Below are 19,678 nucleotides of genomic sequence, written 5' to 3' on the forward strand. Positions count from 1 at the left end.
TTGATTAAAATGTGCTATTCCCGCCTTCGCGGTAATGGCACGTTTGAGATTATGTTTGATCAAAACATGATTTTTGCCCTAATAAGTGCTGAATTTCACTAGATTCCGCATCGCCTACACTAATATATTAAAGTTTTATATTTGTTATTTTTTGAGATTTTCATGAATAAACCTACTACTTTTCAGGAAATTATATTAACTCTGCAACAATATTGGGCGGATCTTGGTTGCGTTATCTTACAGCCTTTAGACCTGGAAGTTGGTGCTGGTACATTTCATCCAGCAACTTTTTTGCGGGCCATTGGTCCTGAACCATGGTCAGCTGCTTATGTTCAGCCATCGAGAAGGCCGACTGATGGTCGGTATGGGGAAAATCCAAACCGTGTTCAACATTATTATCAATTTCAAGTGGTATTAAAGCCATCACCAATTGATATACAAGATAAATATTTGAATTCATTACGCGCACTTGGGGTAGATCCTTTACTTGATGATATCCGTTTTGTTGAAGACAATTGGGAGTCTCCGACATTAGGTGCTTGGGGATTGGGTTGGGAAGTCTGGCAAAATGGCATGGAAGTGTCTCAATTTACTTATTTTCAACAAGTAGGTGGCCTTATATGTAAACCAATAACTGGTGAATTGACTTATGGTTTAGAACGTATCGCCATGTTTGTTTTAGGTGTGGATAATTTATTTGATTTACCTTGGTGCAAAACAACCAACGGTATTGTTACTTATGGTGATGTGTTCCATCAAAATGAAGTAGAGATGTCAGCTTATAACTTTGAACAAGCTAATGTTGAGGAATTATTTAGACAATTTGATTATTATGAAAGCGAAGCTCAAAAGCTGATTGCTTTGCAGTTACCGCTTCCAGCTTACGAAATGGTAATAAAAGCTTCTCACTCATTCAATTTGTTAGATGCTCGTAAGGCTATTTCAGTGACTGAAAGGCAAAGATATATTTTGCGCGTAAGACATTTATCAAGGGCAGTGGCTCAAGCTTATTATCAAGTGCGTGAAGCCTTGGGTTTTCCTATGCAAAAGGTGTGTAATGGTTAATGATTTTATTTTTGAATTAGGATGTGAAGAATTACCCTCTGGAGCAGTTTGGCCCTTAGCCGATGAGCTTTCTGCTCAATTATTGGCTGCGCTAGATAAAGCACAATTAAGTTATGGGGAAGTAAAGCAGTTTGCAACACCAAGACGTTTAGCTGTTGTTATTTATGATTTGCAGACAGAACAAGAAAGTCAACTGGTTACTCGACGTGGTCCTGCTGCAAAAACTGCATATGATAGTGAAGGAAACCCCACACCTGCATTATTAGGATTTGCAAAATCATGTGGAGTTCTTGTAGAAAAACTTACTAAAATCGAAACTGAAAAAGGGGAGTGGATCGTTTTCGAGACTCAAAACGAGGGCGCTAAAACAAAGGATCTGCTTCCTACCTTGATAAATCAGTCTTTGGCGAGTTTACCTATAGCAAAACCTATGCGATGGGGAGACGGCGAGGATGAATTTGCCAGGCCAGTGCATTGGGTAGTGATGCTTTATGGGAATAAAGTACTTGAACATACCGTTCTAGGTGTTACAAGTGGTCATCACAGCAGAGGGCACCGCTTTCATCACCCACAAGAGATTAAGATAGAATCAGCGACTAGCTATGAAGCTCAAATGAGAGATGCTTTTGTTATTGCTGATTTTCATGCTAGGCGACAAACGATTATAAACCAGGTTCAGCAATTAGCAGCATCTCTGGATGCTTTCGCAGTTATGCCTGAAGAATTGGTTGATGAGGTAACCTCTATAGTAGAGTGGCCTCAGGCCTTAATGGCAGATTTTGAAGAGGAATTTTTAGAAGTTCCTCCTGAAGCATTAATTGCTTCCATGCAATCGCATCAAAAATGCTTTGCTCTAAAGGACGGTGATGGTAAGTTGTTGCCTCATTTTATTACTATCTCTAATATTGTGAGTTCTAATCCAGAACAAGTCATATTAGGGAATGAGAAAGTAATGAGGGCGAGGCTAAGTGATGCGGCATTTTTCTTTAAACAGGATAAAAAGCAACCTTTAAGTGCACATATTCCCTCTACTGAACAAGTTATTTTTCAAGCAAAACTGGGCAGTATGTATGACAAGGTACAGAGAATTATTGTAATGATGCAGCATTTAAGTCAAGCCCTGGATTTATCGCTTAATAAAGCAGAGAGAGCTGCTTTATTAAGTAAATGCGATTTGATGACCGGAATGGTTGGCGAATTCCCTGAACTGCAAGGAATTATGGGGTATTATTATGCTCTTAATGATGGAGAGGATGAGGCTATTGCCAAAGCTTTAAATGAACAATATATGCCTAGATTCTCGGGTGATGATTTACCTGAATCTTCTTTGGGTAAGGCACTTTCCCTAACGGATCGCATGGATACTTTAGTAGGCATCTTTGCTATTGGGCAAAAGCCTCTGGAGTCAAGGATCCATTTAAGTTACGGCGCCATGCTTTGGCTGTTGTTCGTTTATTAATTTCAATACCGGCACCACTTAATTTATCAACCTTAATTAAAGAAGCAATGATCAATTATGGTGATATACTGCCTCAAGACAAGAATTTAATTGATGAATTAAAGCCATTTATTCTTGATAGGCTCCAATCTTATTACCAAAATCAAGGAGTAAGTACAGATTTAATATATGCTGTTCGTGCTCGCCAGGATGATTGGTTATATGATTTGGATAAACGTATCGCTGCCTTAAATGCATTTATAGCCATGCCAGAAGCCGCATCATTGTCAGCAGCGTGTAAAAGGGTTGGTAATATATTAACACAAGCAGGCAATTCCAATAAGACAATTGAAATTAACGAGAAGCTTATAGAAGAAGGTGCTGAAAGGGCTTTATTTGAACACATTAATAAAATTACTAAAACAGTTGAGACTTTATATATTGCTGCAGATTATGGAGCTTTACTAAAACTTTTAGCTGGTCTTAAAGAGCCGGTAGATGCCTTTTTTGATCATGTGATGGTTATGGTCGAAGATGAATTATTGAAACGAAACAGGCTTGCGCTTTTGCAACGCTTGCAAGAATTATTGCAAGGTGTTGCCGATATTTCATTGTTGTAGTTTTATGACACGAATTTACACCGATCGATATTGCAAGAAGAGCATAATAAAAGCTATTGGTTATGAAAAAGACGAGCTAAAAGAGTACGCTCAATTATTAGCTGATAAGTTAAATTTGCAGCTAGAACGAGATGCTAAGACTTGTCTTTTTGTTTCTGTTGAGAAGCTTGCTTTAAAAATTCCGAGTTTTTCCCTGTTGTCTACAGACTTTAGTGCACATACATGGAGTAAAAGAAGAGGAGAGGGCAAGAAACAGGGGTTGCTTCGAGCCTGCAAGCCAGCTAAAGGCATTAAAATTCTGGATGCAACGGCTGGCTGGGGAAGAGATGCCGCCCTATTAGCTTCTTTTGGTGCTGAGGTGATTATGCTGGAACGTCATCCAGTTATGGCCGCTTTATTAGCTGATGCCTTGTCTCGTAGAAACGAATTAGATAAGCAAAAAATGCACTTATCCCTCATTGAAATGGATGCATTCTCATATCTATATAACTTAAGTAACCAAGAGTATCCCGATGTTATTTACATTGATCCAATGCATCCAGAGCGGAGTAAATCTGCCTTGGTTAAGAAAGAAATGCAGGCTTTGCAGCAAATGATAGGGACTGATAACGATGCTTTGGAGTTGATTAAGATGGCGTTGTCTCGTGTTAACTTACGAGTAGTTGTAAAATGGCCACAAAAAATCAAGCCATTATTAGCTCCTCATGCCTCTGTTGAAGGAAAAACTGTAAGGTTTGATATTTATAGACCTCATGCTTTTTAAGCTAAGATAGCGGAGAGTCGTTTAGCCAAATTCTTCCAGTTCTTCTCGCAAGCGCTTTTCTTCAAACAAATCTTCTATTTTTCTACGTCTTTCCAGCTTTGTAGAAAGGCTAACTTCAGTAATATCTGCCTCAGTATCACTGAAATCTTCCAAATCATTATCAAATTCATCAAAACGACGAGTACCCATAGCCATCTCCTTAGCTAACTCGTTAGCTCCATTTCAAACAGAGCTCTTGCATAACCTTGATCTTTTGTATTATTGTTTCGTTGCAAGCATTTCTCCGGTGCTCATTGAGTTCATGCAAACTCTGCTCCTCGGAATGTTTGCGCCTTGCACTAATTTAAAATCTACTGGTGATGCAAGAGCTCTAATATAAGGCGATTGAATAGTAATGTCTTATAAAATATCAGAAATCATCCATTAGAGATAGTGGAATTTTTTGAGCAAGACATTGATAGAAGCTGTATTAGACTTCTTTCGAAACTCGCTGCCATGAGAGAAGTGCGAGGAGAAACGGAGCGCAGAACAGCAGTGTACACGTAAGTACATGAGGATTCGAGCACCGTATTGACAAAGCAATTCTCCATGGCAGTAGAGTTTCGAAAGAAGTCTATTGAATTTGAGATTCAAAGAAGTCCTTATGCAAGAGCTCTAATACATCAAGATCAGCTAGGTTAACTTTGCCCCATGTTGTTCTTGAGGTTCAGTATGCTCAGCTCTTTCTTTAGCTTTTTGTTGTTCTTTTATGGCCGTCACTGCTTCTTTAACCGCGGTGGTATTTACTGGCCCAGTAGGTGTTTTGGCAGCAGATATTTCTGCATAATCTTTTTCAATTTTTGGAACTTTTTTCATGAGGTCTTGATAAGTTTTTTTGTCTTCTTTAAATAGTTCTTCTGGTTTCATTACCTTGCCATTAACTTTGATAGTAATTTTGTCCGGTGCGAAACCTGCCTCAATACAAGCAGCATACGCCTGCCTCCCTCTTTCCATACCTATTTTTTCACTTTTTGGAAAATCACAGTCCATTTCAATACTATTATGACCTGGAGGTGTCGAGTATATTGCCTTTGCCATCAACATCAGGTCAGCTTTAATATTTTGCCTTGGATCCTGATAATAAAGCGGATTTATCGCTGGCATTTTAATAACGAAGCTACCATCTGGCTGTTGATGTAATGCCATTCCACTCGGCCCTTTGAGTACAGGTAGATCTTTAAGTTTAACGCCGCTGAAATCAATATCTTTTATAGATGCAAAAGCCTTTGTTGTTTCGGGGGGAAGTCCCATTTTTTTACGATGCTCTGCCATTTTGTTTTCAATTAATCGCTCCATCTCCTTATTATTTTCATAAAGACTTACAATAAATAGGTATTCTCTTGTTTGATTTGCAACAGCTTGATGTAATTTATTCAAAGACTCACTGGTGGTTTTATCAAACTCTTCCTGTTGTTTTTTATGCGATGCCTTTAGATCGTTTAATAAATTCGTTTTGACTTTCTCAACATCGTTATCGCTGGTTAAATTCAAAGTTTTCTTTAGATTGGGTACGAAATTTGGATTTTTTGTGAGGTCAAACTGCTCTTCCAGCATTTTAATTTCATGTTGTTGTTGGGCCAGGATGGCTTTTCTTCCATCGTCCACTAGCTCTTTCATAGTCCCAATAAGATCCTGTGCCCTGAATTTGCTTGGAATTAGTTTAGTAAGTTCTTTAAATGTTGACGCCGATTCGGAAAAATTTTTTTGTGCTTCAGTAAATTCCGGTGTGGTTTCTAAGCTCTTGTTTAACCCATCCCTCACTTCTTTTGCTTCTGGGGTGTCTCCGGCTAGTTTATCGTGTATTGTGGTACTACTTGGGCCTTTGGTTTGTGAAAAACCATTGAAATCCCCAATCCTTGAGCTTACAAGCTTGTCAAAAGCATCAGAGCTGAACGTTGCATTGTCACCTAGTCCAATGGAATCTCTATATTCTCTTTCTAGTCTTTTAATTTCATTGGCAGAGTATTTTTGTGTACGGCTTTCTGATTTCAAGTGTTTACCAAATAAAGGTAAGGAATTATAAAAAGGCATATCAAATTACCTCAGCGAGATTATCTAAGTAAAGTATAACAGTTTTTTATTAATTTTTTATTAAGTAAAATTAACTTAAAAATTACCATGCTGCTATAGCATCATCACCAAATAATTCCTTAGCTTTTTCTTTTACCTCTTCAGAGTTCAACGCCTTCACAAATAATTCCAGTTGTGGTCTTTTTTCTGTGTCGCGACGTATTACAATTATATTAGCATAAGGAGAATCCTTGTTTTCAGTAAATAAGGCGTCTTTTGATGGACTTAATCCAGCTGGCAAGGCGAAAGTAGTATTGATCACGGCAGCATCCACATCTGGAAGTATCCTGGGTAATTGGGCAGCATCCATTTCTTTGAATTTGAATTTTTTAGGATTACTTTCTATATCTTGTATACCGCTATTCGTTGTATTTTTTAAAGTAATTAGATGAGCTTTTTCCAATAATAAAAAGGCGCGCATTTCATTACTGGGATCATTAGGCACCGCAATAACCCCATTTTCAGGTAACTCACTGAGCGTTTTATATTTCTTAGAATAAATCCCCATTGGATAAACAAAAGTTCTACCTATTGCTTGCAAATTATAGCCATGCGACAAGATTGCTGCTTTTAAATAAGGTAAATGTTGATAAACATTAGCATCCAGACTACCGTCCTGCAGTGCTTCGTTTGGTAAATTATAATCATTAAATTCAACTATTTTTATGGTTATGCCATATTCTTTTTCAGCAACTTGCTTTGCTGTTTCTATAAGTTCTGTTTCTGGACCAGCTATTGTTCCTATGACCAAAGTATTGGGGGCTGGTTTACTGCTGCAGGCTACTAGGCTAATGATTAAAACTAAATAACTTAAAATTCGCATCGGATCTCCCATTTAGTGATGTATGCAGCGTTTAGCTAGGTAATCGCCAACCATCTGTATCAGTTGAACTAAAATTATTAACACGATAACAGTAGATATCATAACGCCTGCGTTAAAACGTTGATAGCCATAATTAATTGCTAATGTCCCTAGTCCTCCAGCACCTACTGTTCCAGCCATTGCAGAATAATTAATTAGGGTGATAGCTGTAACAGTAATAGCGTGAATTAGTCCAGACTGTGCTTCAGGTAATATAATATGTAAAATGATTTGTCTCGTGTTGGCACCCATGGAGTATCCTGTTTCTATGAGGCCATGAGGCAGTGCTTGCAAAACATTATCAATTAATCGGGCAAAAAAAGGTATAGCTCCAACTGTTAATGGAACAATTGCTGCATTAATTCCTATACTGGTACCTACAATTAGCCTGGTAAAAGGAATGATGGCAACAAGTAATATGATAAAGGGAATAGAACGGAAAATATTAATCAGAGCCGACAATACCTTGTTTAAATTGCGGTTGGGTTTTATCCGAGCGGAGGAATACAATAATATGCCTAACGGTAGACCAAGCAGCACAGCAAAAAGTGTGCTAAAGAACACCATATACAGTGTTTCACCTGTAGCAGTAAGTAAATCATAAACCATCTGGTAGGACATAGCCTAAAACCTCCACAGTAATGTCAGCCTCTTCGCAACGTTTAATGAACGCTTCAAGCAATAATGGATTTGCTGTAAGCTCAACGATTAAAACACCGCAAGTCACTTCATCAAAACGATCGATATTAGCCAGCAGAATATTGATATCCATATTTAAATCTCTGCTAGTTTGACTAATGAAGGGTACTGTTGCTTCCTCCCCCTGGAAGAATAGCCTCACCAGAGGTTTTTCAGTAGCGTAGTCTGCCAGCCTGCGAGTGAGAGACACTGGTAGTTCAGGACTAATTTGGGCATACAGCATGCTGCGAGCAAGACTATCGGGCTTATTGAAAATATTAGACAAGGCTGTGGTTTCGACAATCTTTCCATCCACCATAACAGAAAGCCTTTTACAGATGCGTTTTACGACATCCATTTCATGAGTAATTAAAACAATAGTAATGCCATATAATTCATTGATTTTTTTTAGCAAGGCTAATATGGAATCGGTTGTTTTGGGATCTAGTGCCGAAGTGGCTTCATCACAAAGTAATATTTTGGGCGAGCAGCTTAGGGCTCGCGCGATGGCTACTCTTTGTTTTTGACCGCCGCTCAGTTGTGAGGGATAGGCGTCTCGTTTCTCTGTTAATTCAACAATTGGAAGTAACTCATCAATTTTTTGTTTGATTGATCCTTCATCTATGCCCTGGATTCTCATTGGAAGGGCTATATTATCGAATACTGTTTTTGAATTTAATAAATTAAAATGCTGGAAAATCATGGCAATTTTATGGCGTGCTAATGCCAACTCTTTTCTGGAAAGACTCATTAAATCCTGGCCATCAATGATGACTTCTCCCTCATCAGGCCTTTCCAGTAGATTTAGGCAACGTAACAATGTTGATTTTCCCGCACCACTTTTGCCTATGATTCCAAATATTTCTCCCTCCGGGATAAATAAATTAATATCGTTTAAGGCTAGTTTTCCTGAGAAAGACTTCTTTAATCCACTTAATTCAATCATTATTATAACCTGAGGTATCTTAGGTATGGCTTGCAGAAAGGCAAAAAGGGATAGGAACTACCGCTTTAGCCGTATTTTCAAAAGAACATTAAAATATAAAATCCTCCAATTATTGAAGTTTCTCTATATCCCAGAGGAAGATCTTTTGAGCGTCCGCAAGCTGTGTTTCAAATCGACGCTAAGTCAAATTATACACAACCTGGTTTTACAAACAAAGAAAAATCTTTATTTAATTTGTGGAGGATTGACAAGAGAAATTCTTATTGGCACGCTTACGCCGATTTAAATACAAGGAGCAGTTCAAATGAAAAAAATATTTTTGGCGTGTTTTACTCTGTGTTCATTTACAGTGCAGGCTGCCGAGTTGGGAACTTTTCAAGAGGTTGCCGATGCTGTGTCAGCAGGCAAAAAAATAACCTTTGTAATCAATTTAAAAAAATGTACTTCTGAAATGCCATTGCATTCTGCAATAATTTCATTTACCCCAAATGCTGTTGCGCTAGCCAATAACAATCGAGTTACTGCCTCTGATCGGCATTTTACTCTTGATGATCCAGTGGCACGTGGTACGCCTATGTTTGATTACAGTAAATTTAATCTGGATTCAGAAGGTGAAGCATCAATCAAAACTACTGTGTTAAATGCGAGCACTTATGAGCGCATAAGTAGTTTTCAAATGAATTGTAAACTAGGAGAAGGATTTAAAGTGTTTGAATGAATCAAGTCCTGAAAGTCTTGGAAACTGCTTTGCAGCAAATTGTCCATATTAGCGCGCAGCTTAATACGGAATTAGAGCATCTATCTCCCCGGACTACAGCTATGTCTAGTCCGGGTTGCAAATAGCCATGCCATATTTTAATTCTTTAACTCTTCTCTGTCTTTAAAATGCTCCAATGCTTGGGGGTTGGCTAATGATTGCAAGTTGCTTACTTGTTGACCATGAACGATTTGTCTGACAGCCAGCTCAACAATTTTCCCACTAAGGGTTCTAGGGATATCTGGAACTTGCAGTATTTTTGCAGGAACGTGTCTTGGTGAGGCATTTTTTTTAATGGTTGTTTTAATGGTATTGATTAAGTCTTCATCCAGTGTTTTTCCTTCACGTAATTTTACAAATAATACAACTCGTACATCATCTTGCCAATCTTGTCCGATGACTATACTGTCAACAACAGCATCCACTTTTTCAACTTGTCTGTAAATTTCAGCAGTTCCTATACGTACCCCTCCTGGATTTAAAACCGCATCGGAGCGCCCATAGATAATCAAGCCATTATGTTCTGTTATTTCAGCAAAATCACCATGAGCCCATACACCACCAGGGAATCGCTCAAAATAAGCATGGTTATAAGCTTGGTTGCCTTTGTCATTCCAAAAACCTACAGGCATTGAAGGAAATGGTTTTGTACAGACTAATTCGCCGCGTTTTTGTTTTACAGAGTGTCCGTCTTCATCAAATACGGCAACTTCCATACCTAGTCCGATGCATTGTAATTCGCCACGATAAACGGGTAGGATAGGATTCCCTAAAGCAAAACAGGATATGATGTCAGTCCCTCCTGAAATGGAACTCAGCTGCAGGTCTTTTTTAATATGCTTGTAAACGAAATCATAGTTTTTAGGAAGGAGAGGGGAGCCCGTAGACAGGATGCAACGTAATGCAGACAACTGGAATTCACTCCTGGGTTTGACATCAGATTTTTCTATTGCCGAAATAAATTTGGCACTGGTCCCAAATACAGTGACTTTTTCTTCATCTATTAACCGGAACATTCTGTTATTAGTTGGGAAAGTAGGGCAGCCTTCATACAAAGTGATGGTTGCTCCTAATGCCAAAGCAGAAACAGTCCAGTTCCACATCATCCATCCACAGGTTGTATAGAAACATAAATTGTCTGTTGATTTTATATCAGAATGTAATCCCAATTCTTTCAGGTGCTGAATTAAAGTGCCTCCCGCGCCGTGAACAATACATTTCGGTTTACCCGTTGTTCCTGAGGAAAATAAAATATAAACCGGATGATTAAAAGGAAGTGATATAAAGTCACATTCAGTTGCTGGTTTTATAAAATCGTTCCAATAAGATGCGTTGGGCATTGGTTCCAGATCGATTTTTTCATTAATGTTTGGGCAAATAACTATCTGCTGTAGGGAAGGAATTCCTGCAGATAGCAGGTTAATTTTTTCTATACTACTGTATTTTTTCCCCTGGTATTGGTGACCGTCGCAAATAAAAAGTACTTTTGGTTCAATCTGACCTATACGATCCAGAGCAGCTTGGGTACCAAAATCAGGAGAACATGAAGACCAAATAGCCCCTAAAGAAGTGGTGGCAAGCATTGCAATGATTGTATAGGGAGTGTTGGGCATAACTGCAGCAATGCGATCACCTGTTGAGACGCCAATTGCCTTAAGCCCTGCAGCACATTGTGCTACTTTCTCGTATAATTGAGCGTAGGTGATAACCTTTTTATGATCGTCTTCATCTAAACTTATCAAAGCAGGGTGATTATCTCTGCGGCTTAATAATTTTTGGGCAAAGTTGAGGTGAGCACCAGAAAACCACCGTGCTTCAATCATCTCAGAATAATAATTAAGAATTTGGTGTGGTGGTGTATCAAAATTTAGTTTAAAGAAATGACAAAGAGTTTCCCAGAATGACTCAGGATGTTTTACTGACCAAGTATATAAATCCTGATAATTTTCAAAAATTTGACAATGTTTTTTTGCAGCAAAATCCATAAATTGCCACATTCTTGTTTGCTCGGGTTTTTGAGGATTCCATACTATATCGTTCATGAAGATATCTCACATTGTTTTGTTTTGAGTAGGTTGGTTTTGGACAACATGAAGCCCAACAGACCTAAAGTTGAGTGTTGGCTTTGCTAATTGCCAACCTACGCTGATAATTATTTCTCAATCTAATTGCATGGGTTAGCCAGCATAGCGTTAGCGACTTTGGATTGATTCCTTCGCCCTAATACCTTACAAATCATGTCGCCAGCAGTAACAATTTTAAATATATCTATACCTGTATCGATACCAAGTCCATGCATTAGATAAAGCACATCTTCTGTTGCAACATTGCCACTAGCGCCTCGGGCATAAGGACAACCTCCAAGCCCGGCAACAGAACTGTCAAATCGGTTTACACCATACTCCAAAGAAGCGTATATATTAGCAATTGCTTGTCCATAAGTATCATGGAAATGCATAGCTAGTTGAGTAAGAGGCAGTATTGGTAGTATGAGATCCAAAAGCATCTGAGTTTGTTTCGGAGATCCTACTCCAATAGTATCTCCTAGCGAAATTTCATGCACACCCAGATCAAGAAGCATTTTTGTGACCTCTGCCACTTTTGCAGGTTGTATATGTCCTTCGTAGGGACAACCCAAAACACATGAAATATAGCCCCTCACCTTAATTTGATTGGCTTTTGCCAATTCCAAAACAGGTTTAAACCGCTCTATGCTTTCTTTAATAGAACAATTAATGTTCCGTTGATTAAACAGTTCACTAGCAGCTGTGAATACTGCTATATTCTGTACTCCTGCTTCTAGGGCTTTCTGCATTCCTCGCTCATTAGGGACGAGAGCAGAGTAGTTTATAGATGGGACTTTATTAATTGATTGAAACACGGTTTCATTATCAGCTAACTGGGGGATGGCTTTTGCTGAAACAAAGCTGGTGACTTCTATGTGTTGCAAGCCTGTTTGACTCAGTAAATTGATTAATTCAATTTTTTTGTCGCTAGAAAGAAAAGAGGGCTCGTTTTGTAAGCCATCTCTAGGTCCTACTTCAATGATTGTCACATGTTGTGGATAATCCATATATAACATTCTCTCAGGTATCTAATTCGCTCAGCGCTAATAATTCTGCTCCCTCACTCACTTGGGACCCCACAGAATAAAAAATATCCGATAATATGCCGTCAACTGGAGCATGGATAGTGTGCTCCATTTTCATAGCTTCCAAAACGATTAAGCTCTCCCCAGCTTTTACCTGTTCACCAATGTTTTTTAAGATGGCAACGACTGTAGCGGGCATTGGTGCAGTTAATTGTCCTTTATGGCTAGAGGCATGGGTGTCCAATTTACTCCAATGGAAGCGTTCAATTGAGGCCTGACCTTTGTCAGTATAAAAAATCAAGTGGTCATCTTTATCTTCTACTCGCGCCTTCAGTGATTGCTGATTCATTTCAATAACAAGTTGATCACAATCAAATTTCGCATGAATAATCATCTCTTTATTATTGATAGTAAGTAACTGTTTTTCATTTCTGAGCTCTCCTCCTCGGCTCCCATCAGTCAAGCCATGGGAGGGCGAGGTGGGGAACGCAGTTGCGATGTTTGCTCTAAATGTTTCTTTATCTAACGGTGTAATCTTGACTTCAATTGTTGTGGAATCTAGTTGATAACGCCATATCCAGTGGCTTTGAAGATGCATTTGCCAAGCGAATGCATCTTGCAATAAAGGATCAGAAGGACGGTTCACTGTGGACAAATAATCAAAACTTATAGCTAAAAATAAGGCCAACTCATTATTAGGTTGTGGCAGATGAATGTTCCCTTTCTCTAAAAAATTAGTGCTTAATTCTGCTTCTTTGAATTTGGTATGTTGGCAAATGGCTCGCAAAAAAGGGATATTAGTTTTTACTCCACCAATATCATAATGGGCGAGACTTCGATCCAATCTTTGCAATGCTTCCTCTCTGCTATGCCCCCAAACAATAAGTTTGGCTATCATTGGATCGTAATACATTGTTATTTCTGAAGATAAGGTAACGCCTGTATCAATGCGAATACCTTCACCTGAAGGTTCATTTAGAAATTCAAGCTGACCAATAGAAGGAATAAAACCATGGTAGGGGTCTTCAGCATAGATACGACACTCAATAGCATGACCCTTAGTTTGAATTTGATTTTGAGACAATGGCAAAATTTCATTAGCAGCAATTTTTAATTGCCAGGAAACAAGGTCAAGTCCGGTAATCATTTCTGTAACCGGGTGTTCTACTTGCAGTCTTGTGTTCATCTCCATAAAGTAGAAATTATCTTCACCATCTACTAGAAATTCTACTGTACCAGCTCCCCTGTAATTAATGGAACGTGCAACCTCACAAGCGGCTTCGGATAATCTTTGACGTAACGAGAGCTGTAAATTAGGGGCGGGAGCTTCCTCAATAATTTTTTGATGTCTGCGTTGGATGGAGCAATCCCGTTCAAATAAATGCACAACAGTTCCGTAGTTATCCGCCATCACTTGTACTTCAACATGGCGAGGATTGAGCACTAATTTTTCGATTATCATGGTATCATCCGCAAAAGATGCTATAGACTCTCTTTTCGCTCCTGCTAATGCCTCATGAAATTCTTTTTCTTCATATACAGCGCGCATCCCTTTTCCGCCACCACCATTAGCTGCTTTGATTAATACTGGGAATCCTATTTTTTTTGCTGCATTCAGTAATTCTTCTTCTGATTGTTCGGCACCGTGATAACCTGGAGTTAGAGGGACATTAGTTTTTTCAAGGAGTTGTTTAGCCAATTGTTTAGACGCCATTGCTTCCATAGCTTTGATTGAAGGGCCAATGAAAATGATACCGGCTTGCTCACAGGCTTTTGCAAAATCAGGATTTTCAGATAAAAACCCATAACCAGGGTGGATAGCTTGTGCCCCACTATCTTTAGCAGCCTGAATGATGTGATCTATATTCAAGTAACTGTCTTTAGCCGGTGCTTCACCAATATAATAGGCACTGTCGGCTAATCGCACATGAAGACTATTTCTATCTACTTCTGAATAAACTGCAATGGCTTGAATTCCCATAGAATGTGCTGTTCTAATGATTCGGCAAGCTATTTCGCCTCGATTGGCAATTAGTATTTTATTGAACATGTCCAGAACCTTTATTCCAGTTAGGTGTTTCTTTATTAAGAAATGCTTTTAGACCTTCTTGTCCTTCAGCGGAAACTCTTTTATGAGCAATCAGAGAAGCGGTATAATGAACCAATTCTTCATCGATTTCTTTATTAGCCACATATCGTGCCAACTGCTTTGAACGTTTAACAGCGTCAGGTGCATTATTACTAATTTGCATTGCATATTTGAGAGTAAACTCCAATAATGTGTCTTCCGGGACACAGTGTTGGACTAGGTTAAGAGAGTAAGCGCGTGCCGCATCAAAAATTTCAGCACTCATGAATAACATTTTTGCGGCACGTTCCCCTATTGCTTTGACAACATAAGGACTGATTACTGCAGGGATTAAACCTAGCTTAACCTCAGAAAAACAAAATCGTGCAGAAGTCCCGGCAATAGCTATATCACATGCAGCAACCAGTCCCGCTCCTCCACCAAAAGCAGAACCTTGGACCATAGCGATAGTAGGTTTTGAACTTTGATTTAAGCTATACATTAAATTGCCTAATATCATACTGTCTTTTAGATTTTCTTCTTCAGTAAAATTGGCCATGCTCTGCATCCAGGCCAAATCAGCGCCCGCTGAAAAGTGTTTCCCATTGGCTTTAAGCACTATGACCCGGATATCAGGATTATTTATTGCAGAGCTGAGCTGTACTTGCATTTCAGATAACAGTTGATTATCAAAGGCATTATATTTACTAACTCGATTCATCGTCAGTAAGCATACTCGCTCTTGAGTTTCGTATAATAAATCACTCATGCTGTTGTTCCTTTCACATGCGAAATACGCCAAATCGAGTATCTTCAATCGGCGCATTTAAAGCTGCGGATAAGCTAAGCCCCAGTATTGTACGCGTATCTTGGGGCGCAATTACTCCATCATCCCAAAGTCTGGCACTAGTGTAGTAGGGATGCCCCTGAGTTTCATACTGGTTTCGCATTTGGTTTTTAAATTGCTCTTCTTCTTCGACAGACCATTCTTTTCTTTGCTTGGCGTATTTTTCTCTAGTGATCTGAGCCAGAACATTGGCTGCTTGTTCTCCACCCATTACAGAAATGCGAGAATTAGGCCAAGTCCATAAAAAACGAGAATTATATGCTCTGCCACACATAGCATAATTTCCAGCCCCAAAACTGCCACCTATCATTACAGTAAATTTTGGTACATTAGCATTTGCAACTGCCGTTACCATTTTAGCACCATGCTTTGCAATACCAGATGCTTCATATTTAGAACCTACCATAAATCCAGTAATGTTTTGCAGAAATACGAGAGGTATTTTACGTTGACAACACAACTCAATGAAATGGCTCCCTTTTAATGCACTTTCACTAAATAGGATGCCGTTATTCGCAACAATTCCTATAGGATAGCCATATAAGTGAGCGAAACCACAAACCAGGGTTGTTCCAAATAGTGCTTTGAATTCATCAAATTCTGAACCATCTACGATACGAGCAATAACTTCCCTTATATCAAAAGGCTTTCTAGGATCTGTCGGTACTATTCCATTAAGTTCTTCGCTATTGTAAAGAGGAGGGACTGTATCAATTCTGTCTAGAGAATCTGGTTTTTTTCGATTTAGGTTACTGATAGCAATTCGTGCCAAATGCAGAGCATGCGCGTCATGTTCTGCATAATAATCAGATACGCCCGAGTGTCGACAATGGACTTCAGCACCGCCTAATTCTTCTGCACTGATTATTTCACCTGTTGCGGCTTTAACAAGCGGTGGTCCCCCCAAAAATATTGTTGCCTGATTTTTTACCATGATGGATTCATCAGCCATAGCTGGGACATAAGCTCCTCCTGCTGTACAAGAACCCATGACCACAGCAATTTGTGGGATATTTTGAGCTGACATTTGTGCTTGATTAAAAAATACCCGTCCAAAATGGTCCTTATCTGGGAAAACTTCGTCCTGAAGTGGTAAGAAAGCACCCCCTGAGTCCACCAGGTAGATACATGGTAAATGATTGGTCATCGCAATTTCTTGCGCGCGTAGATGTTTTTTTACTGTCAGAGGGTAATAAGTGCCACCTTTAACAGTGGCATCATTGACAACAATCATGCATTCAGTCCCTGCGACCCTTCCAATTCCAGTAATTATTCCTGCAGCTGGTACTATGTCTTCATATACTTGGTATGCTGCAAGCTGCGATAGTTCAAGAAATGGACTGCCTGGATCCAGTAATTGATGGAGACGCTCTCTGGGAAGTAATTTACCATGTTGTTGATGTCTTGCACGCGCTTTTTCATCGCCACCAAGAGCAATCTGATTTACTTTCTCTTGTAAATCAGAAACTATAGCTTGCATGTTTGCTTGATTATTTTTGAATTCTTGGCTGCCTGTATTGATTTGAGTAGTTAATTTGGCCATAGTTTTATCCTTACCGAATCAAGATATCGCTTAAGACGATGATGGTCCAGATGACCCAGACAATGGAGACAAAATGCGGCATGTCTTTGCCTTTGATTGCTCGATAGACTAGTGCTGGGATTCCTGTAATGATAATAGGTAACAGCATAAGGACTATGGTCTTCCTGATAATTAGCCCCCAGCCTGTCTGGCTAAAGATAGGCATTAACTTCCAATTAACATAGGTAAAAAACATATCAATGTAAACTATGACAAGATGAGCATATTTTGCAAAGACCACAATAAGAATACTTAGCACAAGATAAATGAGACTATGTCTTAGCATGTACATCCTTTATTATTTAGCAATCTGATTTAGATTTATAAAACAGGTGTAAAAATCCCGGATAAAATAAAAATTTTACCCGGGTTATACATTCAATACTAACTACTAAATTAGTTCAATTGCCATTGCTGTTGCTTCGCCGCCACCTATACATAACGAGGCTACTCCGCGTTTTTTACTTTGGTGTTTTAATGCGTGTATTAATGTTACCAGGATACGAGCCCCTGAAGCACCAATAGGATGACCTAAAGCACAAGCCCCACCGTGTATATTCACTTGCTCTGGGTTTAACTCGAGTTGAGTAATAGCCGCCATAGCAACGACTGCAAAGGCTTCATTAATTTCGTAGAGATCCACGTCATCTTGTCTCCATGAAGCTTTGTTCATTACCTTACGGATGGCTTCAACAGGCGCTGTTGTAAACCATTGTGGTGCTTGAGAGTGGCTGGCATGGGCAACAATTCTGGCAAAAGGTTGGATACCAAGTTTCTCTGCATTGGCAGCACTCATTAAAATTAAACTAGCTGCTCCATCAGAAATCGAGCTTGAGTTGGCCGCTGTGACAGTACCATCTGCTTGAAATGCAGGCTTTAATTGGGGGATTTTAGCAAGCTTTGCTTCATCCGGGCCTCGTCAACTTGAATGGTTACTTCCCCTTTACGGGTTGTTAGTGTAACAGGGGATATCTCTTCTTCGAACGCACCGCTTTTTATAGCCTTTAGTGCTCTCGCCATTGAGCGTTGAGCGTATTCGTCTTGTTGAGCTCTGCTGAAGTTAAAATGTTTGGCTGTGGCTTCGGCAAAACAACCCATTAATTGACCTTTGTCATAGGCATCTTCTAAACCATCAAGAAACATATGGTCTTTTATTTCACCATGCCCCAGTCGATATCCGGCACGAGCTTTCATCAGTAGATAGGGAGCATTACTCATACTTTCCATTCCACTAGCCAAGACCACATTTGCAGTCCCTGCTTTGATTAAATCATGGCCAAGCATAACCGCTTTCATACCTGAACCGCACATTTTATTAATAGTTGTTGCACCTGCAGAGTTAGGTATTCCCGCTTTGATTGCTGCTTGTCTTGCAGGTGCTTGGCCAATACCTGCTTGCAGTACACAACCACTGATCACTTCATCGATTTCTGCTGGAGCAATGCCTGCTTGAGATAAAGCTGCCCTATGTGCTATTGCGCCTAACTCTGGAGAAGAAAGCGCTGATAAATTGCCCAGCATAGCTCCCATAGGCGTTCTTTTTGCTGCGACTATCACCACATCATTATGTTCCATTCCTTTCTTCCTTATGCTGTTTCTTTAAAAAGTTCACGGCCAATCAGCATTCTTCTAATTTCAGAAGTGCCTGCCCCAATTTCATATAACTTCGCATCCCGTAACAAACGTCCCGTAGGATATTCGTTAATGTATCCATTCCCTCCGAGAATTTGTATTGATTGCAAAGCCATTTGTGTTGCTCTTTCCGCAGTATATAATATAGCCCCTGCGGCATCTTTACGGCTAACCTTATTATTGTCACACGCTTTCGCAACGGCATATAAATAGGCTCTGCAAGCATTCAAATCAGTATACATATCAGCAAGTTTACCCTGAATAAATTGAAACTCGCCTATTGCTTGATTAAATTGTTTGCGCTCATGTACATAAGGCAATACAACATCCATGCATGCTTGCATGATACCAACAGGTCCAGCAGCCAGGATAGTACGTTCATAATCCAGACCGCTCATTAGAACCTTGACGCCTTGATTAACTATACCTAGAACGTTTTCCGAAGGAACTTCACATTGTTCAAACACTAATTCGCAAGTATTTGAGCCGCGCATCCCCAATTTGTCTAGTTTCTGAGCTGTTTTAAAGCCTGGCATTCCTTTTTCAATAATAAACGCGGTAATGCCTTTACTGCCAGCTTGCTTGTCCGTTTTTGCATAGACGACCAGAACATCAGCGTCAGGACCGTTGGTAATCCACATTTTGGTGCCATCGAGAATATATTTGTTGCCTGAAGAGCGAGCCTGTAATTGCATGCTGACTACATCTGACCCTGAGTTGGACTCACTCATGGCCAAAGCACCAACATATTCTCCATTTATAAGTTTAGGCAAATATTTTTGTTTTTGCTCACTAGTTCCATTTAAATAGATTTGATTAACACACAAATTAGAGTGAGCACCATAACTTAAGCCAACGGACGCAGAAGCTCTGGAAATTTCTTCCATTGCTATGGTATGTGCTAAATAGCCCATATTGGCGCCACCATATTCTTCACTTACAGTGATGCCAAGTAATCCCATTTCTCCTAGTTTTCTCCAGAGATGATTTGGGAAAGTATTTTTCTCATCGATTTGAGCTGCTAAAGGGGCTATTTCTGTTTGGGCAAAGTGATAGACGCTGTGTCTTAACATGTCATATGTTTCACCCAGTTGATGGTCTAGGCCAGTGTACATGAATGACTTCCTGTTATGTTTAAATACGCTAGACTATACCCAAATGAATCGTAATTGTCACCTTCCAGTTTGTTCCTGGGTAATCTATTTTTAAACGGACATCCC

General features: G+C 39.5%; 16 protein-coding genes and 2 pseudogenes. 4 read left to right on the forward strand and 14 right to left on the reverse strand.

From position 1 onward, the window contains the following. Nucleotides 1–162 precede the first annotated feature (162 nt). The 3 genes and pseudogenes from glyQ to OK13_RS05270 all read left to right on the forward strand — a co-directional run bounded on the left by glyQ (nucleotide 163) and on the right by OK13_RS05270 (nucleotide 3,886). Entirely contained in the window at nucleotides 163–1,065 is a 903-nt protein-coding gene (gene glyQ, locus OK13_RS05260) for a glycine--tRNA ligase subunit alpha (RefSeq protein ID WP_035888521.1), read from the forward strand. Further along, nucleotides 1,058–3,123: pseudogene (gene glyS, locus OK13_RS05265) on the forward strand (glycine--tRNA ligase subunit beta). The gene glyQ and the pseudogene glyS overlap by 8 nt, the downstream one beginning before the upstream one ends. 4 nt (nucleotides 3,124–3,127) lie before the next feature. Beyond that, entirely contained in the window at nucleotides 3,128–3,886 is a 759-nt protein-coding gene (locus OK13_RS05270; protein WP_052117578.1) for a class I SAM-dependent methyltransferase, read from the forward strand. Between the two features lie 21 nt (nucleotides 3,887–3,907). Here the strand turns inward: OK13_RS05270 and OK13_RS14745 are convergent, their stop codons facing one another. From OK13_RS14745 to OK13_RS05290, 5 genes are all read right to left on the reverse strand, one after another. Next, nucleotides 3,908–4,075, reverse strand: a complete 168-nt coding sequence (locus OK13_RS14745; RefSeq protein ID WP_162833791.1) for a PA3496 family putative envelope integrity protein — start codon at nucleotides 4,073–4,075, stop codon at nucleotides 3,908–3,910. A 483-nt stretch (nucleotides 4,076–4,558) separates the two neighbouring features. Then, nucleotides 4,559–5,956, reverse strand: coding sequence for a hypothetical protein (locus tag OK13_RS05275; protein ID WP_035888523.1), 1,398 nt, complete (start codon nucleotides 5,954–5,956; stop codon nucleotides 4,559–4,561). Between the two features lie 82 nt (nucleotides 5,957–6,038). After that, complete coding sequence (locus tag OK13_RS05280; RefSeq protein WP_035888600.1) at nucleotides 6,039–6,818, reverse strand: MetQ/NlpA family ABC transporter substrate-binding protein; 780 nt, start codon at nucleotides 6,816–6,818, stop codon at nucleotides 6,039–6,041. Between the two features lie 12 nt (nucleotides 6,819–6,830). Beyond that, the gene (locus OK13_RS05285; protein ID WP_035888525.1) at nucleotides 6,831–7,478 is read right to left on the reverse strand and encodes a methionine ABC transporter permease; all 648 of its coding nucleotides are present in this window, start codon (nucleotides 7,476–7,478) and stop codon (nucleotides 6,831–6,833) included. Then, nucleotides 7,456–8,481, reverse strand: coding sequence for a methionine ABC transporter ATP-binding protein (locus OK13_RS05290; RefSeq protein ID WP_035888526.1), 1,026 nt, complete (start codon nucleotides 8,479–8,481; stop codon nucleotides 7,456–7,458). Before OK13_RS05290 ends, OK13_RS05285 begins: the two co-directional genes overlap by 23 nt. A gap of 304 nt (nucleotides 8,482–8,785) precedes the next feature. Here OK13_RS05290 and OK13_RS05295 point away from each other — a divergent pair, with 304 nt between their 5' ends. Next, a complete protein-coding gene (locus tag OK13_RS05295; RefSeq protein WP_035888528.1) occupies nucleotides 8,786–9,199 on the forward strand; it encodes a VirK family protein in 414 nt (137 codons plus the stop codon). Nucleotides 9,200–9,336: 137 nt separating this feature from the next. Here OK13_RS05295 and OK13_RS05300 read toward each other — a convergent pair whose 3' ends face one another. From OK13_RS05300 to OK13_RS05335, 9 genes and pseudogenes are all read right to left on the reverse strand, one after another. Further along, nucleotides 9,337–11,280, reverse strand: coding sequence for an acetoacetate--CoA ligase (locus tag OK13_RS05300; protein ID WP_035888533.1), 1,944 nt, complete (start codon nucleotides 11,278–11,280; stop codon nucleotides 9,337–9,339). 122 nt (nucleotides 11,281–11,402) lie between these two features. Beyond that, a complete protein-coding gene (locus OK13_RS05305; RefSeq protein WP_035888603.1) occupies nucleotides 11,403–12,311 on the reverse strand; it encodes a hydroxymethylglutaryl-CoA lyase in 909 nt (302 codons plus the stop codon). 13 nt (nucleotides 12,312–12,324) lie between these two features. Beyond that, complete coding sequence (locus tag OK13_RS05310; RefSeq protein WP_035888536.1) at nucleotides 12,325–14,379, reverse strand: acetyl/propionyl/methylcrotonyl-CoA carboxylase subunit alpha; 2,055 nt, start codon at nucleotides 14,377–14,379, stop codon at nucleotides 12,325–12,327. Further along, nucleotides 14,369–15,166, reverse strand: coding sequence for an enoyl-CoA hydratase-related protein (locus tag OK13_RS05315; RefSeq protein WP_035888541.1), 798 nt, complete (start codon nucleotides 15,164–15,166; stop codon nucleotides 14,369–14,371). Before OK13_RS05315 ends, OK13_RS05310 begins: the two co-directional genes overlap by 11 nt. Before the next feature lie 13 nt (nucleotides 15,167–15,179). Then, complete coding sequence (locus OK13_RS05320) at nucleotides 15,180–16,787, reverse strand: carboxyl transferase domain-containing protein (RefSeq protein ID WP_035888546.1); 1,608 nt, start codon at nucleotides 16,785–16,787, stop codon at nucleotides 15,180–15,182. A 10-nt stretch (nucleotides 16,788–16,797) separates the two neighbouring features. Beyond that, nucleotides 16,798–17,112, reverse strand: a complete 315-nt coding sequence (locus OK13_RS05325; RefSeq protein ID WP_035888555.1) for a hypothetical protein — start codon at nucleotides 17,110–17,112, stop codon at nucleotides 16,798–16,800. Between the two features lie 105 nt (nucleotides 17,113–17,217). After that, nucleotides 17,218–17,622 (reverse strand): thiolase family protein, encoded by a 405-nt coding sequence (locus tag OK13_RS15180; protein ID WP_241480437.1) that lies wholly within the window; start codon nucleotides 17,620–17,622, stop codon nucleotides 17,218–17,220. Between the two features lie 51 nt (nucleotides 17,623–17,673). Next, nucleotides 17,674–18,401: pseudogene (locus tag OK13_RS15185) on the reverse strand (thiolase family protein); the annotation flags it as partial. An 11-nt stretch (nucleotides 18,402–18,412) separates the two neighbouring features. Continuing rightward, nucleotides 18,413–19,573, reverse strand: coding sequence for an isovaleryl-CoA dehydrogenase (locus tag OK13_RS05335; protein ID WP_035888557.1), 1,161 nt, complete (start codon nucleotides 19,571–19,573; stop codon nucleotides 18,413–18,415). Nucleotides 19,574–19,678 lie beyond the last annotated feature (105 nt).

Source organism: Legionella norrlandica, from assembly GCF_000770585.1.
GTDB lineage: Bacteria > Pseudomonadota > Gammaproteobacteria > Legionellales > Legionellaceae > Legionella > Legionella norrlandica.

Bases quoted from the DNA above. Each gene is read 5' to 3' on its own strand.
- glyQ (WP_035888521.1), top strand. From the start codon at position 163: ATGAATAAACCTACTACTTTTCAGGAAATTATATTAACTCTGCAACAA.
- OK13_RS05270 (WP_052117578.1), top strand. From the start codon at position 3,128: ATGACACGAATTTACACCGATCGATATTGCAAGAAGAGCATAATAAAA.
- OK13_RS14745 (WP_162833791.1), bottom strand. From the start codon at position 4,075: ATGGGTACTCGTCGTTTTGATGAATTTGATAATGATTTGGAAGATTTC.
- OK13_RS05275 (WP_035888523.1), bottom strand. From the start codon at position 5,956: ATGCCTTTTTATAATTCCTTACCTTTATTTGGTAAACACTTGAAATCA.
- OK13_RS05280 (WP_035888600.1), bottom strand. From the start codon at position 6,818: ATGCGAATTTTAAGTTATTTAGTTTTAATCATTAGCCTAGTAGCCTGC.
- OK13_RS05285 (WP_035888525.1), bottom strand. From the start codon at position 7,478: ATGTCCTACCAGATGGTTTATGATTTACTTACTGCTACAGGTGAAACA.
- OK13_RS05290 (WP_035888526.1), bottom strand. From the start codon at position 8,481: ATGATTGAATTAAGTGGATTAAAGAAGTCTTTCTCAGGAAAACTAGCC.
- OK13_RS05295 (WP_035888528.1), top strand. From the start codon at position 8,786: ATGAAAAAAATATTTTTGGCGTGTTTTACTCTGTGTTCATTTACAGTG.
- OK13_RS05300 (WP_035888533.1), bottom strand. From the start codon at position 11,280: ATGAACGATATAGTATGGAATCCTCAAAAACCCGAGCAAACAAGAATG.
- OK13_RS05305 (WP_035888603.1), bottom strand. From the start codon at position 12,311: ATGGATTATCCACAACATGTGACAATCATTGAAGTAGGACCTAGAGAT.
- OK13_RS05310 (WP_035888536.1), bottom strand. From the start codon at position 14,379: ATGTTCAATAAAATACTAATTGCCAATCGAGGCGAAATAGCTTGCCGA.
- OK13_RS05315 (WP_035888541.1), bottom strand. From the start codon at position 15,166: ATGAGTGATTTATTATACGAAACTCAAGAGCGAGTATGCTTACTGACG.
- OK13_RS05320 (WP_035888546.1), bottom strand. From the start codon at position 16,787: ATGGCCAAATTAACTACTCAAATCAATACAGGCAGCCAAGAATTCAAA.
- OK13_RS05325 (WP_035888555.1), bottom strand. From the start codon at position 17,112: ATGCTAAGACATAGTCTCATTTATCTTGTGCTAAGTATTCTTATTGTG.
- OK13_RS15180 (WP_241480437.1), bottom strand. From the start codon at position 17,622: ATGAGTGCTGCCAATGCAGAGAAACTTGGTATCCAACCTTTTGCCAGA.
- OK13_RS05335 (WP_035888557.1), bottom strand. From the start codon at position 19,573: ATGTACACTGGCCTAGACCATCAACTGGGTGAAACATATGACATGTTA.